Here is an 18,354-nt window from a genome sequence, read left to right as displayed (position 1 = left end):
AAAATGTCCAAATAACTAATATCTAAGGTTTTTGAAATGTCATAAGCCATTAAAATGTATGCTCCGTATAGTGTAAGTAGCCCGGCATACATAGCATACACTAAACAACGTAAGATTTTATCAATCATTTTTAGAGTTTTCATAGTTATATCCTTTCAAATAGAACTCTCCTGTATTCAATTATAGTTTATATATAACGAGAAAAATTGTAGATGCAAAGGTTAAGTTAATATTTATATTTTTTATATAATCAATTTTTATCCTGTGTTAGCTCCTTATATTTCTTCTTAGAAACAAAATAAGTACATATAGTAGATAGATAAATTAGAGATAATGGGACAAGATCAAAAAGTGATTCTGTAGAGAAAATACTTTGTATAAAAGTTTTTTCAAAATATCGTCTGCTGTTAAAAAATTTAAATCTAATAATAATTATTACAATTCCTAAAGCAAATATTATTAGAGTATTTTTGTTTTTTCCTGATTTATTCTTTATAAAGAAGTAGAAAATGAATGCAAATATCATACTTATTAATCCTAGTTCAGTGAAAATACGTTCAAATCTAAAATTACTAAAACTTAAACTAAACAATACAAAGAGTATTAATCCAATTGTGCACATAGCATAAACTAAACTGCGTAAAATTTTATCAATAACTTTTAGAATTTTCATAATTATAGCTCCTTATAATTAAGGATTAAAGATATTCTATATCCCTAGGATAGGTAGGCCGCCATTTCAAGTTTGTATTCTGCTCAATTGTATTAAAAAGTTTTGACCTTTCTTCTGGTGTACTAATAAAATTAAAAGGAATTAGTAATTGAGAGTTATTACTATATGTCCTGATAAATATATAATCATTAATAATGTGGAGACTTTTAAATGCAGCCCATTTATAAATCCGAGAGCTCGAAACAGTAGTAATTTTTATGCCAGAATCAACAAGTTCTATAGAACTTGTTTCAAATAAGTATTTATATTTGTTTTCCGAAAACCTTTGATTATACATATTTTTTAATAATTTAAAATGTATCTTTTTCAAATTTAAAGATAGATTTAGGACTATTAAAAATGTAATTAAAACTATAATGCTAGAGTGATATAAAATAAGTATAAGAAGAGCAATTAGAAAGCTAAAAAGTAATATTAGCAAAGTAAGTGGTGTAGTTTCACGTTTATAGCAGTTAGTACTTTTTATATGTGCAAAGTGAAAATCAAGAAATTGTTTTTTGTTTATAGTATATTCAATCATCAATAAACCACCTCAAATCAAATAAAAATAAATTTTTCTGGAAACTTTTTATTTACTATTAAATCAGTTTTTTCACAAATAACATTAACAAAATTATTTTTTTCATCTTCACATTTAAAACAATTAACAGGAATTACAATTTGCTCATTGCACATTATAATCAAATAATCATCAACTTCATGGATACTTCTTACATAATCCCACTTATAAATTGTTTCACTAAATAAATTCATATACTCTACACCTTCTGTATTTAAAGTGATGCTTGCTTCAGCGAACAAACTTGAATATTCTTCTATCTTATACATTTTAATAAGTTTTCTTTTTGTGATGTAAATTTTTAATTTTGTGTCAAATAAAATGACTAAAATAGCCATAATTATAAGCACATATTCGCAATATAAAATAGATTTCTCAGAAGATGATGGTAATATAAGATATAGTATAAGATACACTAAGACAATAAATTCTTTAGACACTATAGCTTCTAGACGAAATTTTTTTACGTCCCTTGCATGTTTCATATAAAAATCAACCAAATCCTTTAGTACCAGTTTATATTTAATATTCACTTACTAATCACTATCCTTTCTATAGCAAGTTACATAACTTTTTCAAGCTCAAGCTTTTCTGAATTTGACTTTTCTTCAAACTTTATTAGTAATGCTTTAAATTCTTCTTGATTTCTTACCACGTCAAATATATCATTTTCAAAATAATCAACATAGTTAAATTCCTTTGAAAGAGCTATATTTAAACTTTCATAAAAGGTCTTTGAGTCATTTTCAATCAAATTTATTATTGCGAGAATCATATATTCATCAAAGATGTTATTATCAATAGCAATAGCTTGCTTTATATACTCTTTGGCCTGTTTAGCTTTGTTCATCTTTAATAATGCATGAGCAAGATTTGTATATGCTGTAGCATTATTTGAATTAATTTCAATAGACTTATTGGCAGTATCTAGGGCCAAATTATAATCTCCTAATCTAATGTAAGTAGCAGATAGCAAATCATAAGTGTCACTATTTTTTTTATTTAAATCAATAACGTCAGAAAAATATCTTGCAGCTCTGCTATAGTTTTTCTTGCGAAAATATACTTTAGCTCTATAGGTATGAGCTAAAAGATTACTTGAATCCATATTTAAAATCACAGCAGTGTCTTTAAGAATACTTTCATAATCTTTGAGTTTCCAATTGAGAATTATTCTAGGCTTATAAGCTTTAGCTTTATTAGGGGCAAGTTCTATACACTTTGTTGAAAGTTCTAAGGCTTCAGCTGATTTTTTTAATTCAATAAGGGTCATAGATTTACCAACATATGCTGATAATTTATTTGGATTTATTCTTATTGCTCTATTATAGTGATTTAATGCAACATCATATTCTTTTAATTCTAAATATCTATTCCCTGCAGCAACTTGACAATAATACATAGGTTTTTTTGTGATCAGCAAATATAATAATAAGATTGCTACAACAGCGCAAAAAATTAACATAGTAAACTCCTTTCATATTTTAAAATATATCTATTAATTAGCTTACATCTAATAGGAAAAAATGTAAATAAAAAACTAATGTTATATATTCCTTTTGTGCCAATCTAATCAATATACTAATTACAAACAGTTAAAGTAAAGGGGTTTATGTAAGAAAAAATAAATTATATAAAAAATATAAAAAAATTTATAAAATCTATTTACAAACAATAATAATTATTATATAATAAAAATTGTCAAGAGGATGACAAAGAAATTTAAGAAAAACAAAAGAGTAATAAAATTAGAATATAAATAATTAGAATAAAAATTAAATTAAATAAGAATTTGGAGGAGAAGAATTATGAAAAAATTTGTATGTACAGTATGTGGTTATATTTATGAAGGAGATGCAGCACCAGAAGTGTGTCCAGTATGTGGAGTTGGAGCTGATAAGTTCAAAGAACAATCTTCAGAATTAGCATGGGCAGATGAACATGTAATAGGAGTAGCTAACGGAGTTGATCCAGAAGTTGTTGAAGGATTAAGAGCTAACTTTACAGGAGAATGTACAGAAGTTGGAATGTACCTAGCAATGTCTAGACAAGCTGATAGAGAAGGCTTCCCAGAAATAGCTGAAGCATATAAGAGAATAGCTTTTGAAGAAGCAGAACATGCATCTAAATTTGCTGAATTACTAGGTGAAGTTGTAGTAGCAGATACAAAGAAGAATTTACAAATGAGAGTTGATGCTGAGTATGGTGCTTGCGATGGAAAGAAACAATTAGCAACATTAGCTAAGAAATTAAACTTAGATGCAATACATGACACAGTACATGAAATGTGCAAAGATGAAGCTAGACATGGAAAAGCATTCAAGGGATTATTAGATAGATATTTCGCAAAATAATAAAGAGCATAGAATATAGTGTTATAAAAAGAGATATTATAGTTTGAATTTTAAACTATGATATCTCTTTTTTTATTGTAAAGTTTATTTTGTAGTGAAAGGGATATAGCTAAAGTTTTTCTGCTCTGTATTTTTGGGGCGTTATTCCAACAGAAATGCGGAATTTTTTTGTAAAATAACTTTGGTTTGTAAAGCCACTTAGTTCAGTAATTTCAATAAGAGAATATGTCGTTTGACTCAACAATTTTTTTGCATAATCAATACGAATGTCATTAACATACTTAATTGGTGTAGTTCCAAGCAGTTTTTCAAAGCACCGTTGGCACTCTCTTATGCTTACTGATACAGAACTTGCTATTTGCTTCAAAGTAAGTTGCTTCTGGAAGTTTTGCTTTATATAATCCATCATAGATCTTAGTCGATTTATTTCGAGTATGGTTTCAGTATTGTTTATGTTGTTATTGCATTTTATCTGACCGCAAATATAAAGAATTAGCTTTGAAAGGCAAATTTTCACTTCTAATTCATAACCCCAAGAAGCATTTTCTAATAGTTCAAAAGCTTCATATATAAGATTTAAAGCAAAATTATCATTTTCACAATCAGCCTTGAAAATAATATGTGAAATATCAGGATTGTTTATAACAGGATTAATATATTTGGTCTTAATAATACTATCATTGCTATCGTATATCAGAGAAGAATGAAACAGTATATTTGGTAGCATACACATGATATTTTCCTTACCGTTGGCATACTTATGTATAATTTTAGAGTTTATAAATATTCCATCATTTTCACAAAGTGTATACCTAAGATTGTTTATATATATATCAACACTACCTTTCGAAGCAAAGGCAATTTCAAACTCATCATGCCAATGCCAGTGATATGAATTATTGAAATAAGTATCTATATAAGAAATACATTGAATACCACCTGCATCATGAGTGGCAATTTCTCGACGATTTATATCAACAGGAAAAACCTTTGTTTTTTTATTTGACATAATTTCATCCTCCAATTTTCTTTGTCGCTTTTGTTATATAATATCACAGTTTTGTTATAGATTTAGAGAAACAATTGAAATATTATTATAAATAGCAAATAAAAATAATTGAGAGGAGTTATGAAAATGAAAAAGAATGTAATAGTAATACTTGATGACTACTGGCATCCTAAAGCAAGCATTGAACCGCTTATTGACCTGCTTTTTCCAGAGACTTTATGGAACTTGATAGTAACAACAAATCCTAATGAACTTTTGAACTGCAAAAGTGCGCCAGATTTGTTTGTTACTTTCAAAGATCCGATTGAAAATGACCAGATTCCAACACCTATATGGTGTGATGATGATTGGAGTAAAGTAATAAAAAAAGATATTATCAATGATGGTATGGGATTTCTTGCTGTACATTGTGGGTTAACAGATTTACCAGAGGATCATATGATAACAAAAGATATTTTATATGCCCATTTTGTTAGTCATCCACCTTTCTGTGAGGTTACTTTCATCCCAGAAAAAATGCATCCCATAACAAACGGTATTGATAAATTTATTTTTCCCACAGGCGATGAACATTATATAATAGATATGATTCCTGATTCTCCAACAGAAATACTAGGTTATACTGTATCCCAAAATGGAAGACAACCCGCGTTATGGGCGCATGAACTTGGAAATGGGAAGGTATGTGGGGTTACTCCAGGTCATAATACTGAAAACTTGACTTGTCCTCAGTATTTAAAGCTTTTACAAAATGCTATTGAGTGGTGTACGCGAAAATTATAAGGACAATAGTTTACTTCATTTTTTGAGTTTAAGAAGTCTCTATTTGATTTGAAATAATATTTATATTAAATCAGATAACAGGAAATTTAATATATGATACACAATATTTCAAAGAATTATAAGGATATTTTTATAGACAGCATAAATAACTTAAATCTTCTTAAAATAATGCTATAAAGCAATTTTAGTTAAATAGTGTTCTAATATTATTCAATAGGGTAATGGATGTGAGAGGGGGGGATTTATGAAAATAAATTATAGAAAAATAATAGTTTTAGTACTTCTTATCACATATTGTATTGGATTATGTAAAATATGTAGTGCTGAAATTATTAACAACCCAACTCCAAATAATATTCTAAATAAGGATAGGCTAGAAAATATAAAAGAAAAAGGAGTATTAACTGTTTTAACAACTAATCTTCCTCCATTTTCGTTCATAGATCCTAAAACTAATAAGGAGACTGGAATATATATAGATTTAATAAATAACATTGCAGAACAACTGGGTGTACATAAAATAGAATTCAAAGGAGTCCCATTTTCAGAGTTATTTAAAACATTAAATACTGACCCTAGCATAGATGTAATAGTTACTGGACTTACCATTACAGACGAACGTAAACAATTAGTAAGTTTTACTGACCCATTATCTAAAAGTTCAGAAGTTATTATTATACCTAAAGTTTCATTAATTAATTTTGAAGAAGATTTAAAGAATGTAGTTATTGGGGCACAAAGAGGGACAGTTCATGCGGAGTACGCAGAAGAGTGGAAAAAGAAAGGTAAAATAAAAGATTATATACTTTTTGGAGATATTTCTGAATTATTATCGGCAGTAGAGACAGGAAGAATAGCTGCTGCAATAGCAGATTCCACTGTTTCAGATTACCTAATACATAGAGATAAGTTATATTTAAAAATAATAAGACCATATACGCCGGAATATCCCAAATTTGTAGCAATAGCAGTAAGAAAAAGTGATACTAATTTGTTAAATGAGTTAAATAGAATAATTAATGATATGAAAAATTTTAAAGTTATCGATAAAATTTTTGAAAAATACGGCCTAGGTAATGAATATTCAGTGGGCAAAGGACAATAGATAATTTAGGAATCTCCAAAAAACAATAGATTGTTGTTTAAATATAGTTCTTAGAGTATAAAAGTTATTGTAAATAAGCAGGCATCTACTAAATAGCAGATGCCTGCCTCATATTTTATAAGGTTAATCTAGCAACCAATTCCCCATCTTCAATTTCACCTGTTTCTTTAAAACCAAAAGATGCATAAAGTGTCTTTGCTACTATATTTTCTGGTTCATAGGAAAGCTGAATTGATGAAGCTTTTCCATGAGGAAAGGTTTTGATCAGTTCAAGAACTTTTTCCATAGTTTTTCTGCCATAGCCTTTGCCTTGGTATTGCTTATCAACCATGAATCTCCAAATCCAATAGGTATTTTCATCAGTAGATTCATTTGCTTTACTATATGCTAACATTATAAAACCCACCATAGTATCATCACTATAGATGGCATAAGGCATAGGAATGCATTCATCATTAACTAAGGCAACATATGCTTCTGCAAGACTGTTTACATTAGGTGCTACAAAGTTTTTTGGTCTTCATTTGGTTGTAACTTCACACATTCATCAAAATTGTAATATGTGATTTTTCGTAATTCTATCATAAGTCCCCCTTGAATATATAATTATTTGGATAAATATTGATATAATTATATTTTATAGCATATAATTAGGAAATACCAGTATATAGATTGTTTATTAGGCATCAGAAAGGTACATACATTTATATCCATCATATAGAAAACTATGTATTTTTAGATGCTTTACATGATTAAAACTAAAAGAGTACAAAATCGCATATTACTTCGATTTTGTACTCTTTTTTTAGTATTGTCGAAATTTTATTAATATTACAAATTACTCTGCACTCTTAAGGGATTCAATCATATCAATTTTATCAAACCTTTTGTACATAGCTACATTTACAACAATAGAGAAGAATAGTGTAAGTAGTATTGAATATAAGAAGTAGATTGGACTTATGCTTCTCATAAACATCATTACATTTGTTTCTGCTGTTGAAACTACATAAGTGTCTAGGAAGATACCTATAAATATACCAGCTAAGCTTCCTAAAACAGTAAGGATTATATTTTCTCTATAAATATAAGCAGCTAATTCATTATTATAGAAACCTAAAAGTTTAATTGTAGCAAGCTCTCTTCTACGTTCATTAATATTAATGTTTGTTAGGTTGTAGATCACTACAAAGGCTAGAATTCCTGCTGAAATTATAAGAATTAATACAACAGAGTTTATACTGCTCATACTTCTATTAAAGTCAAATTTCACATTGTTTTTAAAAGTTGTGGAGTTTATTTTATCTATTGTTTGTAAATCCTTTGATAAAATTTCTTCACTAGCTTCTGAAGTATTTTTCAAAAGTCCATAGAAACTATTTACCACAGGGTCTTTACCAGTGACCTTTTTATAATAATTAGGACTCATGTAAATATAGTGTTGTATATAATGCTCTGTTATAGCAGATATTTTTACATTATAAACTTTATTATCTACAGTTAGTTCAAAGGTATCACCTAACTTTTTATTTATAAGCTTTGAAAGCTTTTGAGTGATGATAACTCCATTATCATCTAGTTTTAAATTTCCATCCTTATTTGACAATTCAATGTATTGATTAATGTCAGTATTGTTCTCAGGTACTATTAAATAAGCATCCTCACTAGATGAATCTACTTTTTTTGCAGTACTATTTTTTGAGTAGTAGAATAATGTTGATTTTATATTAGAATCTTTTGAAATTTTATTTTTTAAATCATCTTTTTCTTCAAAATTAATAGTGTCCTTAAGTGAAGTTGTCATCTGATACTTGTATATTTCATTGAATTGTCTTTGTGTTGCTCCTACTATACCTTCTTTAAGACCAAAGCCTGTTACCATCAAACCAGTACAAGCACCTATACCTATTACTGTCATAAAGAATCTTTGCTTATATCTAAAGATATTTCTTGCAGTAACTTTTTGAGTGAATTTAAGTTTTTTCCATACAAAAGGCATATATTCAAGTAATATTTTTTTACCAGCCTTAGGTGGCTTAGGTCTTAACAATGAAGCTGGAACTTCTCTTAATTCTTCCACAGTTGCACCAACTGCAGCTATTGTAGTAAATAATATTGCAATTAAACATGCCTGCAAGGCAATTCCTACATTAAAGAATGCTACTTTATTTGGAATAGAGTACAGGGAACTATAGGCATTCATTATTAGTGGTGGGAATAGCTTAAATCCAAAGGATATACCAAGCAAGCTTCCAATAAGACTGGCAGCAAATGAGTATATCAAATAGTGCGAAATTATAGCTAGTCTAGAATAACCTAATGCTTTGAAAGTACCTATTTCTATTCTGTTTTCTTGAACCATTCTTGTCATGGTTGTAAGACTTACCAAGGCTGCAACTAAGAAAAATATAAGAGGGAAGGCCTTGCCTATGTTATCAATTCTATCACTATCTTGTCTATAGGTTTCATATCCTACGTTAGCGTTTCTTCCTAATACATACCATTCTGGATTTTTCAAATCTTTAAGTTTTTGTTTGTTCTTACTGATTTCAGCTTCTCCATCAGATATTTGTTTTTTTGCTTTTTCTTCTTCAGTTTTAATTTTAAGTGTGTTTTTTTCAAGTTCTTTTTTCCCATTTTCAAGAGTAAGTTTTCCTTGAGTTAATTTATTTAGCCCATCTGCTTTAGCTTTACTAAGAGCTAATTCTCCCTGGGCAATTTTTGCTTTATTCTTTTCCAATTCTGATCTTCCAGCATTTATTTTAGCTTCTCCTTCTGCAAGAGCTTTTTCATTAGCAGCTAGTTGTTGTTTGCCAGAAGCTATTTGTTTCTCTGAATTATCAAAGGTATTTTTTAAAGCTTGTATATCGAAACTTCCACTAAATAAGGATATCATTCCACTTTGCTTCAGAGAATCATAGATAGTGTCGAAATTCTTTCCTTTTATATCATTTTCATAAAAGTGTTTTATAGTATTATATTTAGCAATATATATAGGGTTATTTGGAGCTGAATCTATAAGGGCTTTAGCTTTTGCAACTTCTCCTGCTACAGCACTATCAATATTAGAAGCAGCTTTTTGCTTTCCAGCAATTAAGTTGTTTTCACCAGTCTGAAGCTTAATCTTTGCCTGCTGTAATTGAAGTTTACCCGCTTCTAATTCTTTAGCTTTTGAATTTAATTGATTTTCTCCAGCTGATAGAGCATTTTTGCCATCTTCAATTTGCTTTTCTCCATCTTTCATTTTCTGATTGAAAAGAGCTTCATTATCTTTTAAATCTTGCTCACCTTTTGTAAGTTTATTTTTTGCATCATCTAAGGCCTTATAACCATCAGTAAACTTTGTTTCGGCTTCCTTTTTACCTTTATTAAGCTTATCTTCAGCTTCTTGAATTTTTTTGTTTGCTGAATCTAAGACTTCTTGATAACGTATTTTTCCTCGTTCTTCTCCAAGAGATTTAAGCTTTTCTTCAAGTTTTTCTACTGAAGTTTTATATTCTTCATTGTTTGATAAGCTTTCTTTTGATTCATTAGAATTTGTCTTAACGTAGATTTCAGTGTAAACCTCACTTTTGAATACAGAAGGAAGTATATACATAAATCCTCTAACAGCACCATTTCCTATGGAACTTAATTGTCTCTGTGCTGAAATATATAGGGGAGACTGAGCTGTTCCAACTATAGTGAACTTAGTATTTGTGAGATTGTCCTCTATTTTTTTATCAGTACCTGATTTTATTTCAATAGAATCACCTAGATTTAGCTTATATTCCTTTAAAAATTTAGCTTCTACTACAGCTTCATTAGCGTTAGAAGGTAGCCTACCACTTAACAGTTTTATTTTATTGATTTCATCTTGGTCTGGAACTGAATTGATGTTTAAAACTAATGATTTTTCATCTTTTTCTGTAACTGCATCTAAGGAATATGAACCTTTGGCATCAGCTACACCTTGAACATCCTTCACTGCTTTTAAATCAGCATCAGTAAGACCTAAAGTAGAGATTAGTTTATAATCCATAAGATTATTTTGTTCAAAATAAATATCTCCAGACTTTTTCATGTCTGGACTGGTTGATCTAACACCTGCATAAAAAGATACACCAATGGCTATGATTATCACTATAGATAAAAATCTAGAGAGAGTCTTTTTTATATCTCGAAATAAGTTCTTAAAAAATGACTTTCTCATATGCTTACCACTCAATGCTTTCTATAGATACTGGATTAGGGTTTTCTTTAATGCTCTCAATTTTACCGCTTTTAACTGTTATGACTTTATCTGCAATTGGTGCTATAGCTGAATTATGAGTTATTATTACTACTGTCATGTTATATTTCTTAACTGTGTCTGAAAGTAACTTTAGTATGGATTTTCCTGTATTATAATCAAGTGCTCCTGTAGGTTCATCACAAAGAAGTAGTTTAGGATTCTTTGCAAGAGCTCTGGCAATAGACACTCTTTGTTGTTCTCCTCCGGAAAGTTGTGATGGGAAATTATACAGTCTATGCTCAAGACCAACATTTTTTAGTACTTCAACAGGATCCATAGGATTTTTGCATATTTCTACTGCAAGTTCCACATTTTCAACTGCATTTAGGTTTTGAACTAGATTATAAAATTGAAATACAAAGCCAATATCTTCTCTTCTATACTGGGTTAGCATTTTTTTATTATATTTGCTTATGTCGTTACCATCTATAAAAATACTGCCCTCTGTTACATGATCCATGCCCCCAATAAGATTAAGGATGGTGGATTTTCCTGCCCCACTTGCACCTAAAATTATAACAAGTTCACCTTTACCTATTGAAAAAGAAACATCGTCAACTGCTGTTATTGCTACTTCACCTACGTTGTAGCTTTTCTTTACATTTTTTACTTCTATGAAACTACTCATAAATTACCTCCTATGTAACTATTTCTGAACCGTTGTTCTCTTTTGAATTTAAAAATAACTGTTACTCAAGGTTCTTAAGAATAAATAGCATTATTCACTACACTGGAATATTGCTTACTTATTTTTGGAGATACCAAAGATTAAGTAACAGATTAAATCAATTATACATTGAGTTTTTTTTCTATATCTTTGTATAGGATGTCAATTATACTTAATATTAAACTTCTGACTTCTTCACCATCATTTTTTTGGTCCACGATAATAGAAATGCTTTCAACAAGATTATTTGCAAGTAAATATATAAGAAAATTATCTTGAAGAACCTTCCCTTGTGTAGATAGATGGTAGCACATAATATCAGTGACTATTTTAGTAACAAAATCTATAAAGGTATTTTTACAGTTCTCATATTTAGAACCTTGACTTTTATTAAGTAATATAGCTATTTCTAAACTACTCTCTTTAAAGATTCCAGTTACTTCTTCAGTGAGCTTATAAAATACGTTGCAAGCTTTATCATTTAATTCAACTTCATGAAATTGATTTATATAATTCATAAGTCTATTATATACAGAGCCAATAATGTCTTCATATAAAGCTTCTTTACTGTCAAAGTATTTGTATAGATTTCCTACAGATGTATTAGAATTTGAAGCTATGGTCCTTATGGATGCACCTTTATAGCCTACAGTTCGGAATTCCTTTATAGCTTCTTTTCTTATTTTATCCCTAACTTCATCCTTTAAATATTGCATTAGAAAACCTCCGTTCTCTTTTAAAGAATACTCCTAATAGCATTAGCTTGTCAACAATAAACTTAGTTTATAATAGGACAAAATAAAGCATAATAGAATGTGAGTAAATTACTTTATTTTGATATACTAGAGTTGATAAGATTGGAAAAAATTGATTTGTTATTAGGAGAAAATTAAATGAGTAATTGTTATAAAATTAGAGGCAAAGAACTTTATACAGAAGTTCTAGGGGAGGAATCAGCTCCAGCATTGTTGTTTATTCATGGTGGACCAGGTGGCATTGGTGCTGCAGATTTTATTGAATATCAGGGAAATAAATTATCAAAGAATTTTAGGATTATAGCTCCAGATCAAAGAGGTGTTTGGAGATCAGAAGGAATTTCAGAGGAAGAAAGTATTTCTCTTGAAGATATCATTGAGGATTTTGAAGAACTGAGAAAAAAGTTGAATATAAAAAGCTGGTCATTACTTAGTCATTCATTTGGTGGATATTTAGCTGTTCTTTATGCTAATTTATATCCAGATTCTATTGAAACCATGATATATGAATGCCCGTCTTTTAGTTTTGAACTTTCAGAGCGTTCAATGTTAAAGGCTGCAGTAGATGAATTGATTAAGTTAGGTGGTTCAGAATCAGCAGAAAAATATTTAAAAGAATTAGAAGAGGTTAAAGATTATAAACAAATCAATAAATTACTTATGGAAGTAATAAATGAACTTGGAGCCAATGCAAATAACTTTATGTGGTTTGGTGATGACAAGCAGATTATTGAGAAAATAGCTATGAGTACTACGGATGGTGGAATTCTGTGGGCAAAATCCTGCAATACAAGGTGGAGATTACTTAGTGATTGGAGAGTATACAAGGATGTGTTTTCAGAACTAGAAAATATAAATAAGCCATGTTTGTTGCTTAAAGGGAAATATGATCCTATAACCTGTGAAATTCAAACTAAAGAATTTATAAGTAGAGTAAAAGATTCTGAAGTGATTATGTTTGATTTCTCAGGGCATTACGTTAGAGTAGAAGAACCTGATAAGTACTGTGAAGTTGTAACTAATTATTTATATAAGCATAGGAAATAGTAGTGGATGTATGTTTTAACGAGTGTGGTTGATAAGTTTAGGGTCATGTCAAAGGGTGCTACAAGAAGTGTGGCACCCTTTGACATATACATTAAATTGCTAGTGCTTAATTGGACGAAATTCTACATGAAGTTCTTTTTCTAAAGTCTTGGAATATCAATATTAATTCTAGTACAAATATAATTGACAAATAAATAAAGGTTGTATACAATATAATTTATAACAATGAATTTTATTTATATTAAATTTAGAAGCAATAAAGGAGTAATTTATATGATAGAAATAATTTTAGCCATTTTAATTTGTGCAGTAGCAGTTGAACATATTTTTATAATGTTACTTGAGATGTTTTTTATTCAATCTTCCGTTGCTAAAAAAGCCTTTGATTTAGATAGTAAGTTACTTGAGAAAAAAGAAGTTGGAGTTATGTTCGCTAATCAAGGATTATATAATGGATTTTTAGCGGCAGGGTTACTTTGGAGTTTTGTTTCACCAGCAGTGATGGTGAATCCATTAAGATATTTCTTCTTAAGCTGTGTAATAGTAGCTGCTATATATGGTTCAATTACAGCTAATAAGAAAATAATATTTACACAGGGTGGGTTAGCTATTTTAGCAATGATTATGCTAATTTTAAGCAGATAGTTTAATATTAAGAATTTTTCTATAGGTTATATTTGAGAATTATATTTTGAGCTTAAGGAAATATTAATTTATGTATTTAGTTAGATATATTTTTATAAGAGATTTTAGTTGAAGATATCAAAGTATATCTAGATATTAGATTTTAACTTATAAATAAAGGAGGAATTAATGATGAATCATTTAATAATTTTTGCACATCCAAATCCAAAAAGTTTTGGAAAAGGGATATTAGATACTGTGGTTAAAGCGTCTGAAGAAAAGGGAGCAAAGGTAGTAGTTCGTAATTTATATGAAATGGGCTTTGATCCAATACTTAAACCATCAGATTTTGAAGCATTTCAAAGTGGAAGGGTACCAGAAGATATTGCAGCAGAACAAGAACATGTAAAATGGGCAGATGTTATTACCTTTATCTATCCAGTTTGGTGGGCTTCAGTTCCGGCGATATTAAAAGGATATGTTGATAGAGTTTTTTCATATGGCTTTGCTTATGAATCTGTAGATGGAGTTATAAATGGATTATTAAAAGGTAAAAAGGGACTGCTATTCTGTACAACAGGAACACCAAATGAAGTGTATGCTGCAAATGGAATGCATGATTCAATGAAACAAACAACAGATCAAAGTATATTCAATTTTAGTGGCATAGAGGACGTAAAACATGCTTTCTTTGGAGCAGTTCCATATGTTTCTGATGAAACTCGTGGGGATTATTTAAATGAGATAGCAAAAATAGTTGCAGAGACATTATAATTTTAAATTAAGAAGAAAATATAATAAAAATAAAAAAATCGCAGTTCACTGAATTTGCGATTTTTTTATGTGCTTATAATATTAGTTGAAGTATAAGTTTTTATTTTAGATATTCTATTTTTGATTAATATCCTCAGGAAATAGTTTATCTTTGTAGTAAGTATCTGCTTGATATATTACTGCTAAAGGATTGTGGCATAAAACTCTATCTTTTACAGCAAAGATAGTTACAGGAGCTTTTGAATATTTTATAAATAAAGAATCGTGTCCAACACATAGACCAACAATGATATTAAGCTCTGTTTCAGATTCATTTAAAAATGTTGCTTGGCCAATTGGGTTACACATAGCTACTTTTGTATTATTTATATCAATTAACTCTCTAGAAAGGTGTCCGTTTTTACATATTACAGAACTTACTTCAAACCCATGATAGGAAAGCACCTTACTAATAATCTTGCTTTCTTCAACCAATCCTATGCAAAAAGCTAATCCTATTTTCTTATACCCACATTTCTTTGCAAAGGCAATTGTTTCTTCTAATCTTGTTTTTGTTCCATAAGAGTCACTTACAATTAAAGAAGAAGCTTGGGCAATATTATGATTTTCTTCATCTTTATATAATGATTTTATTTCATCCATCTCATCATTTAAACATGGACAGTTTTTTGGAGCCATATCTAATTTACCACTACTACATGCATGAATTGAGCATAAAGCACAGTTGTACATAATTAATAATTTCCTCCTTTAATTTTGTATTTGGGTTAACTATGGTTGTTAGAAAATACATTAACATCTATAATATAGTTAAATTTTGTCCTATATAAAAGGTACAGATTTTATAAAATTATGGGTACAGAAGGAGATGAGAATCATGTTTTCTTTTAGTCCACTTATAGATAAAACAGCAGATAAACCTATATACTATCAGTTATATGAGTATATAAAACAAGAGATTATTAATGGAAATATTAAAGGAAACGAAAAGTTACCATCACTCAGAAAACTATCACAAAGTCTTCAACTTAGTAAAAACACTGTTGAATCTGCATATGAGCAATTATATTCTGAAGGGTATGTGAAAAGAATTCCTAAGGTTGGTTATTTGGTTGAGGAAATACAGTTCGAATTATTAAGAGAAGATAAATTTATAGATTCATCAAGATTTACAGATGAGAATAGTGATGCAAAAATGAAATTTAAGTATGATTTTGCACCATTGTATATGGACAAGGAATGTTATGATGTAAAACCACTAAAGCGTATAATTAATTCAATTTTAAATAAAGAGTTTGAAAGTATGTTAAGCTATGGTGATCCTCAGGGTGAATATGAATTGCGTTGTGAACTTGCAAAATATATCTTTGAGAATAGAGGAGTTCATTGCCAACCAAATCAAATAATTGTAGGAGCAGGAACCCAGTATTGTTTAAATTTAATTTGTCAGATGTTACGAGAGAATTTTGAGTGTATTGGGATGGAAGAGCCAGGGAGTAGTTATATAAGATATATTTTTGAGAGAAATCAGTTTAATATTCAACCAATTAATGTAGGTATGGAGGGGCTAGACGTGGGGCAACTTGAAAATAATAAAGACTGCAAAATTGTTTTTGCTACTCCATCACATCAATTTCCAAAAGGAGTAATTATGTCTGCAAAAAATAGATTGCAGCTCTTAAATTGGGCTCAAGAAAACGATGGAATTATTATTGAGGATGATTATGATAGTGAAATGCGATTTGTTGGAAAGCCTATTCCTGCATTAAAAAGTTTAGATAAAGTTGATAGAGTAATATATTTAGGGACGTTTTCAAAACTGTTTATTCCATCTTTACGAGTGAGTTTTATGGTATTACCTAAATGGTTACTAGAAGCATACTTTGAAAAATATAGAATGCATTCTCAAACCGCTTCAAAATTAAATCAAATTACTTTAGCAAGGTATATGAAGCAGGGGTATTTTGAAAGTCATCTAAGAAAAATGAAAAGACATTATGAAAATAAGTATAAGATAATAACAAAAGCAGTTCACAATTATATGGGAGATAGGGTGAATTTAATAACAAGTAGTGCGGGAATGAGAGTTATTTTAGAGATTAAAACAAATTTGACAGAGGCGGAAGTTGTTAATCTTGCAAGCTATGCTAATATAAATATCTCTCCTATCTCAAAGTATTATATAGAAAAGAATTCTTCTAGCAGCAATGGATTAGTTAGAGTTTTAATTTCATATAAAGGAATACCAACCAATGAAATAGAACAAGCTATTAGATGCTTGAATGATGCTTGGTTCAAAAAGTAAACAAAACTATATAGAAGGTTTTAATGGTATTGCTATAAATTGGGGTTCTGTTACAATTAAATTAGTTAGTTTTTATCATAGAAGTATTAAAAATAATGAGAAAATGGGGAGATAATATGGGTTTATTTAAAAAGAAAAAGAAAGAGGAAAAGAAAGAAGTAGAAAGAGGGGTAATGACCTTATATTCTGTAACCATAGATAGTGAAAATCTTTATAAAGCTGCAAAGAAAGAATTTTCAGAGGTAACAAAGTCTATTGAAGAAATAGAGGGTGGCATAGAGTTTACTTTTAAAGATAATACAAAGTTGGAGTTCCATTTGAATGATGACATAAATTATGTAGCTAGACAGATAGATGGCATGGCAAATTTCTTTTCTGAATCACCTTTAGAAAATAAGGAAGTATTAGAGCATGCCATAATTCAAATTCGTATGTTTACTTGTATTGTTGGGATTATTTTTGATATGAACGCGGATGAAACAAGAACAAATTATATTATAAATACAATATATAAGATAGCTGGAGAAACACAAAGTTTGATATTATATCCTACTATGGAATTGTTCACTTCTGAGGGTAAATTACTTATATCTAGAAGTGGAGAAACAGAGTTTGAAAATTATTATCCAATTGTGCCTTCAGAACTTTTAAAAAGAGATATGGAGACAACACCTAAGGATGAAGAAAGATATACACAAATCATTAAAGAATGTGATGAAAAGAATATACCTCATACAAGCTTCATGTTAGGAACTCAAATTATGGAATCTGAAGTAGTTGTTCCACCAGTAGAAGAAATTGCAAAGAGAGTTGTGGCAATATTTTGTGTGGCATTAAAGGGTGAATGCTTGCTAATGGAAGGTGGATCTTTGGAACTTGCAAAAACTGAAGTTGAGCAAATGAATGCAAGGTATGGAATCAAAGAGTTTTTTAGTAAGCGTGAAAAAGAGTATATTGAAATGGATGAGCCAGATAGAGTTACATCTATACAATTTTCTTGGCAATATGAAAGATGTGCTGTGTTGTTGTGGGCGCTAGGTTTTATAGAACTAAATGCACAAACTGAAATTTGCAATGTAAGAGAGATAGCAGGCATATTGAGGAGTTATAACTCAATAGATGAAATGGTACAAGCATCCAATATTAGAAGCAATGAAGAATTACTTGATATGCACACAAGAATTCTATACTATGATTGGGCATGTGTAGATGCAAGAGTACAGGGAAAAGAAGCTCCAGCATCATTAGATTCAGGAGTGGTTCAGGAACAACACTTTGCTTTAAATTGGTTAATAAGTGCTAATGGACAATGTGATTGGGATGATATTTGTCCTAATACTTAAGATTTATATTATGAAGGGTTAAT

At 29.4% G+C, this 18,354-nt stretch carries 17 protein-coding genes; 8 read left to right on the top strand and 9 right to left on the bottom strand.

Translation table 11 applies throughout. The features are described 5' to 3' along the window. Positions 1 to 250 precede the first annotated feature (250 nt). The 3 genes from OCU47_RS17470 to OCU47_RS17460 all read right to left on the bottom strand — a co-directional run bounded on the left by OCU47_RS17470 (position 251) and on the right by OCU47_RS17460 (position 2,757). Entirely contained in the window at positions 251 to 673 is a 423-nt protein-coding gene (locus OCU47_RS17470) for a hypothetical protein (RefSeq protein WP_261829879.1), read from the bottom strand. A gap of 597 nt (positions 674 to 1,270) precedes the next feature. After that, positions 1,271 to 1,777 carry a YcxB family protein gene (locus tag OCU47_RS17465; protein WP_261829878.1) on the bottom strand — a complete coding sequence of 169 codons (507 nt, stop codon included), beginning with the start codon at positions 1,775 to 1,777 and terminating at the stop codon, positions 1,271 to 1,273. 77 nt (positions 1,778 to 1,854) lie between these two features. Continuing rightward, on the bottom strand, positions 1,855 to 2,757 hold the full coding sequence (locus tag OCU47_RS17460) for a tetratricopeptide repeat protein (protein WP_261829877.1): 903 nt from the start codon (positions 2,755 to 2,757) through the stop codon (positions 1,855 to 1,857). A gap of 343 nt (positions 2,758 to 3,100) precedes the next feature. Between OCU47_RS17460 and OCU47_RS17455 the strand changes: the two genes are divergently transcribed. Further along, the gene (locus OCU47_RS17455) at positions 3,101 to 3,646 is read left to right on the top strand and encodes an NADH peroxidase (RefSeq protein ID WP_261829876.1); all 546 of its coding nucleotides are present in this window, start codon (positions 3,101 to 3,103) and stop codon (positions 3,644 to 3,646) included. A gap of 109 nt (positions 3,647 to 3,755) precedes the next feature. Here the strand turns inward: OCU47_RS17455 and OCU47_RS17450 are convergent, their stop codons facing one another. Further along, complete coding sequence (locus OCU47_RS17450) at positions 3,756 to 4,655, bottom strand: AraC family transcriptional regulator (RefSeq protein WP_261829875.1); 900 nt, start codon at positions 4,653 to 4,655, stop codon at positions 3,756 to 3,758. Positions 4,656 to 4,781: 126 nt separating this feature from the next. Here OCU47_RS17450 and OCU47_RS17445 point away from each other — a divergent pair, with 126 nt between their 5' ends. Beyond that, positions 4,782 to 5,438 carry a ThuA domain-containing protein gene (locus tag OCU47_RS17445; protein ID WP_261829874.1) on the top strand — a complete coding sequence of 219 codons (657 nt, stop codon included), beginning with the start codon at positions 4,782 to 4,784 and terminating at the stop codon, positions 5,436 to 5,438. A 244-nt stretch (positions 5,439 to 5,682) separates the two neighbouring features. Continuing rightward, complete coding sequence (locus tag OCU47_RS17440) at positions 5,683 to 6,543, top strand: ABC transporter substrate-binding protein (RefSeq protein WP_261829873.1); 861 nt, start codon at positions 5,683 to 5,685, stop codon at positions 6,541 to 6,543. A gap of 115 nt (positions 6,544 to 6,658) precedes the next feature. On the opposite strand, the gene OCU47_RS17435 is transcribed toward OCU47_RS17440, so the two are convergent. The 4 genes from OCU47_RS17435 to OCU47_RS17420 form a co-directional block, all read right to left on the bottom strand. Beyond that, the gene (locus OCU47_RS17435; protein WP_261829872.1) at positions 6,659 to 6,937 is read right to left on the bottom strand and encodes a GNAT family N-acetyltransferase; all 279 of its coding nucleotides are present in this window, start codon (positions 6,935 to 6,937) and stop codon (positions 6,659 to 6,661) included. Between the two features lie 444 nt (positions 6,938 to 7,381). Continuing rightward, complete coding sequence (locus OCU47_RS17430; protein WP_261829871.1) at positions 7,382 to 10,735, bottom strand: FtsX-like permease family protein; 3,354 nt, start codon at positions 10,733 to 10,735, stop codon at positions 7,382 to 7,384. A 4-nt stretch (positions 10,736 to 10,739) separates the two neighbouring features. Continuing rightward, on the bottom strand, positions 10,740 to 11,444 hold the full coding sequence (locus tag OCU47_RS17425; RefSeq protein WP_261829870.1) for an ABC transporter ATP-binding protein: 705 nt from the start codon (positions 11,442 to 11,444) through the stop codon (positions 10,740 to 10,742). Between the two features lie 161 nt (positions 11,445 to 11,605). Further along, positions 11,606 to 12,199, bottom strand: coding sequence for a TetR/AcrR family transcriptional regulator (locus tag OCU47_RS17420; protein ID WP_261829869.1), 594 nt, complete (start codon positions 12,197 to 12,199; stop codon positions 11,606 to 11,608). Between the two features lie 177 nt (positions 12,200 to 12,376). On the opposite strand from OCU47_RS17420, the gene OCU47_RS17415 reads away from it, so the two are divergent. From OCU47_RS17415 to OCU47_RS17405, 3 genes are all read left to right on the top strand, one after another. Then, positions 12,377 to 13,285: an alpha/beta fold hydrolase gene (locus OCU47_RS17415; RefSeq protein WP_261829868.1), complete on the top strand. Its 909-nt coding sequence runs from the start codon at positions 12,377 to 12,379 to the stop codon at positions 13,283 to 13,285. A gap of 273 nt (positions 13,286 to 13,558) precedes the next feature. After that, complete coding sequence (locus OCU47_RS17410) at positions 13,559 to 13,930, top strand: DUF1304 domain-containing protein (protein WP_261829867.1); 372 nt, start codon at positions 13,559 to 13,561, stop codon at positions 13,928 to 13,930. Between the two features lie 171 nt (positions 13,931 to 14,101). Then, complete coding sequence (locus OCU47_RS17405; RefSeq protein WP_261830651.1) at positions 14,102 to 14,683, top strand: NAD(P)H-dependent oxidoreductase; 582 nt, start codon at positions 14,102 to 14,104, stop codon at positions 14,681 to 14,683. A gap of 114 nt (positions 14,684 to 14,797) precedes the next feature. Here the strand turns inward: OCU47_RS17405 and OCU47_RS17400 are convergent, their stop codons facing one another. Next, on the bottom strand, positions 14,798 to 15,415 hold the full coding sequence (locus OCU47_RS17400; protein ID WP_261829866.1) for a DUF1847 domain-containing protein: 618 nt from the start codon (positions 15,413 to 15,415) through the stop codon (positions 14,798 to 14,800). A 145-nt stretch (positions 15,416 to 15,560) separates the two neighbouring features. On the opposite strand from OCU47_RS17400, the gene pdxR reads away from it, so the two are divergent. Beyond that, entirely contained in the window at positions 15,561 to 16,988 is a 1,428-nt protein-coding gene (gene pdxR, locus OCU47_RS17395; protein WP_261829865.1) for a MocR-like pyridoxine biosynthesis transcription factor PdxR, read from the top strand. A gap of 116 nt (positions 16,989 to 17,104) precedes the next feature. Next, positions 17,105 to 18,331, top strand: coding sequence for a DUF4272 domain-containing protein (locus tag OCU47_RS17390; RefSeq protein ID WP_261829864.1), 1,227 nt, complete (start codon positions 17,105 to 17,107; stop codon positions 18,329 to 18,331). Positions 18,332 to 18,354: the final 23 nt, after the last annotated feature.

This window comes from Clostridium sp. TW13 (assembly GCF_024345225.1).
GTDB lineage: Bacteria > Bacillota > Clostridia > Clostridiales > Clostridiaceae > Inconstantimicrobium > Inconstantimicrobium mannanitabidum.
Note: the sequence above shows the minus strand (reverse complement) of the source record. Positions and strands in the feature narration are given on the sequence as shown.

Coding starts and splice junctions, on each gene's coding strand:
- OCU47_RS17465 (WP_261829878.1), bottom strand. CDS start 1,777: ATGAAACATGCAAGGGACGTAAAAAAATTTCGTCTAGAAGCTATAGTG.
- OCU47_RS17400 (WP_261829866.1), bottom strand. CDS start 15,415: ATGTACAACTGTGCTTTATGCTCAATTCATGCATGTAGTAGTGGTAAA.
- pdxR (WP_261829865.1), top strand. CDS start 15,561: ATGTTTTCTTTTAGTCCACTTATAGATAAAACAGCAGATAAACCTATA.
- OCU47_RS17440 (WP_261829873.1), top strand. CDS start 5,683: ATGAAAATAAATTATAGAAAAATAATAGTTTTAGTACTTCTTATCACA.
- OCU47_RS17435 (WP_261829872.1), bottom strand. CDS start 6,937: ATGTTAGCATATAGTAAAGCAAATGAATCTACTGATGAAAATACCTAT.
- OCU47_RS17430 (WP_261829871.1), bottom strand. CDS start 10,735: ATGAGAAAGTCATTTTTTAAGAACTTATTTCGAGATATAAAAAAGACT.
- OCU47_RS17425 (WP_261829870.1), bottom strand. CDS start 11,444: ATGAGTAGTTTCATAGAAGTAAAAAATGTAAAGAAAAGCTACAACGTA.
- OCU47_RS17450 (WP_261829875.1), bottom strand. CDS start 4,655: ATGTCAAATAAAAAAACAAAGGTTTTTCCTGTTGATATAAATCGTCGA.
- OCU47_RS17390 (WP_261829864.1), top strand. CDS start 17,105: ATGGGTTTATTTAAAAAGAAAAAGAAAGAGGAAAAGAAAGAAGTAGAA.
- OCU47_RS17455 (WP_261829876.1), top strand. CDS start 3,101: ATGAAAAAATTTGTATGTACAGTATGTGGTTATATTTATGAAGGAGAT.
- OCU47_RS17415 (WP_261829868.1), top strand. CDS start 12,377: ATGAGTAATTGTTATAAAATTAGAGGCAAAGAACTTTATACAGAAGTT.
- OCU47_RS17470 (WP_261829879.1), bottom strand. CDS start 673: ATGAAAATTCTAAAAGTTATTGATAAAATTTTACGCAGTTTAGTTTAT.
- OCU47_RS17405 (WP_261830651.1), top strand. CDS start 14,102: ATGAATCATTTAATAATTTTTGCACATCCAAATCCAAAAAGTTTTGGA.
- OCU47_RS17410 (WP_261829867.1), top strand. CDS start 13,559: ATGATAGAAATAATTTTAGCCATTTTAATTTGTGCAGTAGCAGTTGAA.
- OCU47_RS17445 (WP_261829874.1), top strand. CDS start 4,782: ATGAAAAAGAATGTAATAGTAATACTTGATGACTACTGGCATCCTAAA.
- OCU47_RS17420 (WP_261829869.1), bottom strand. CDS start 12,199: ATGCAATATTTAAAGGATGAAGTTAGGGATAAAATAAGAAAAGAAGCT.
- OCU47_RS17460 (WP_261829877.1), bottom strand. CDS start 2,757: ATGTTAATTTTTTGCGCTGTTGTAGCAATCTTATTATTATATTTGCTG.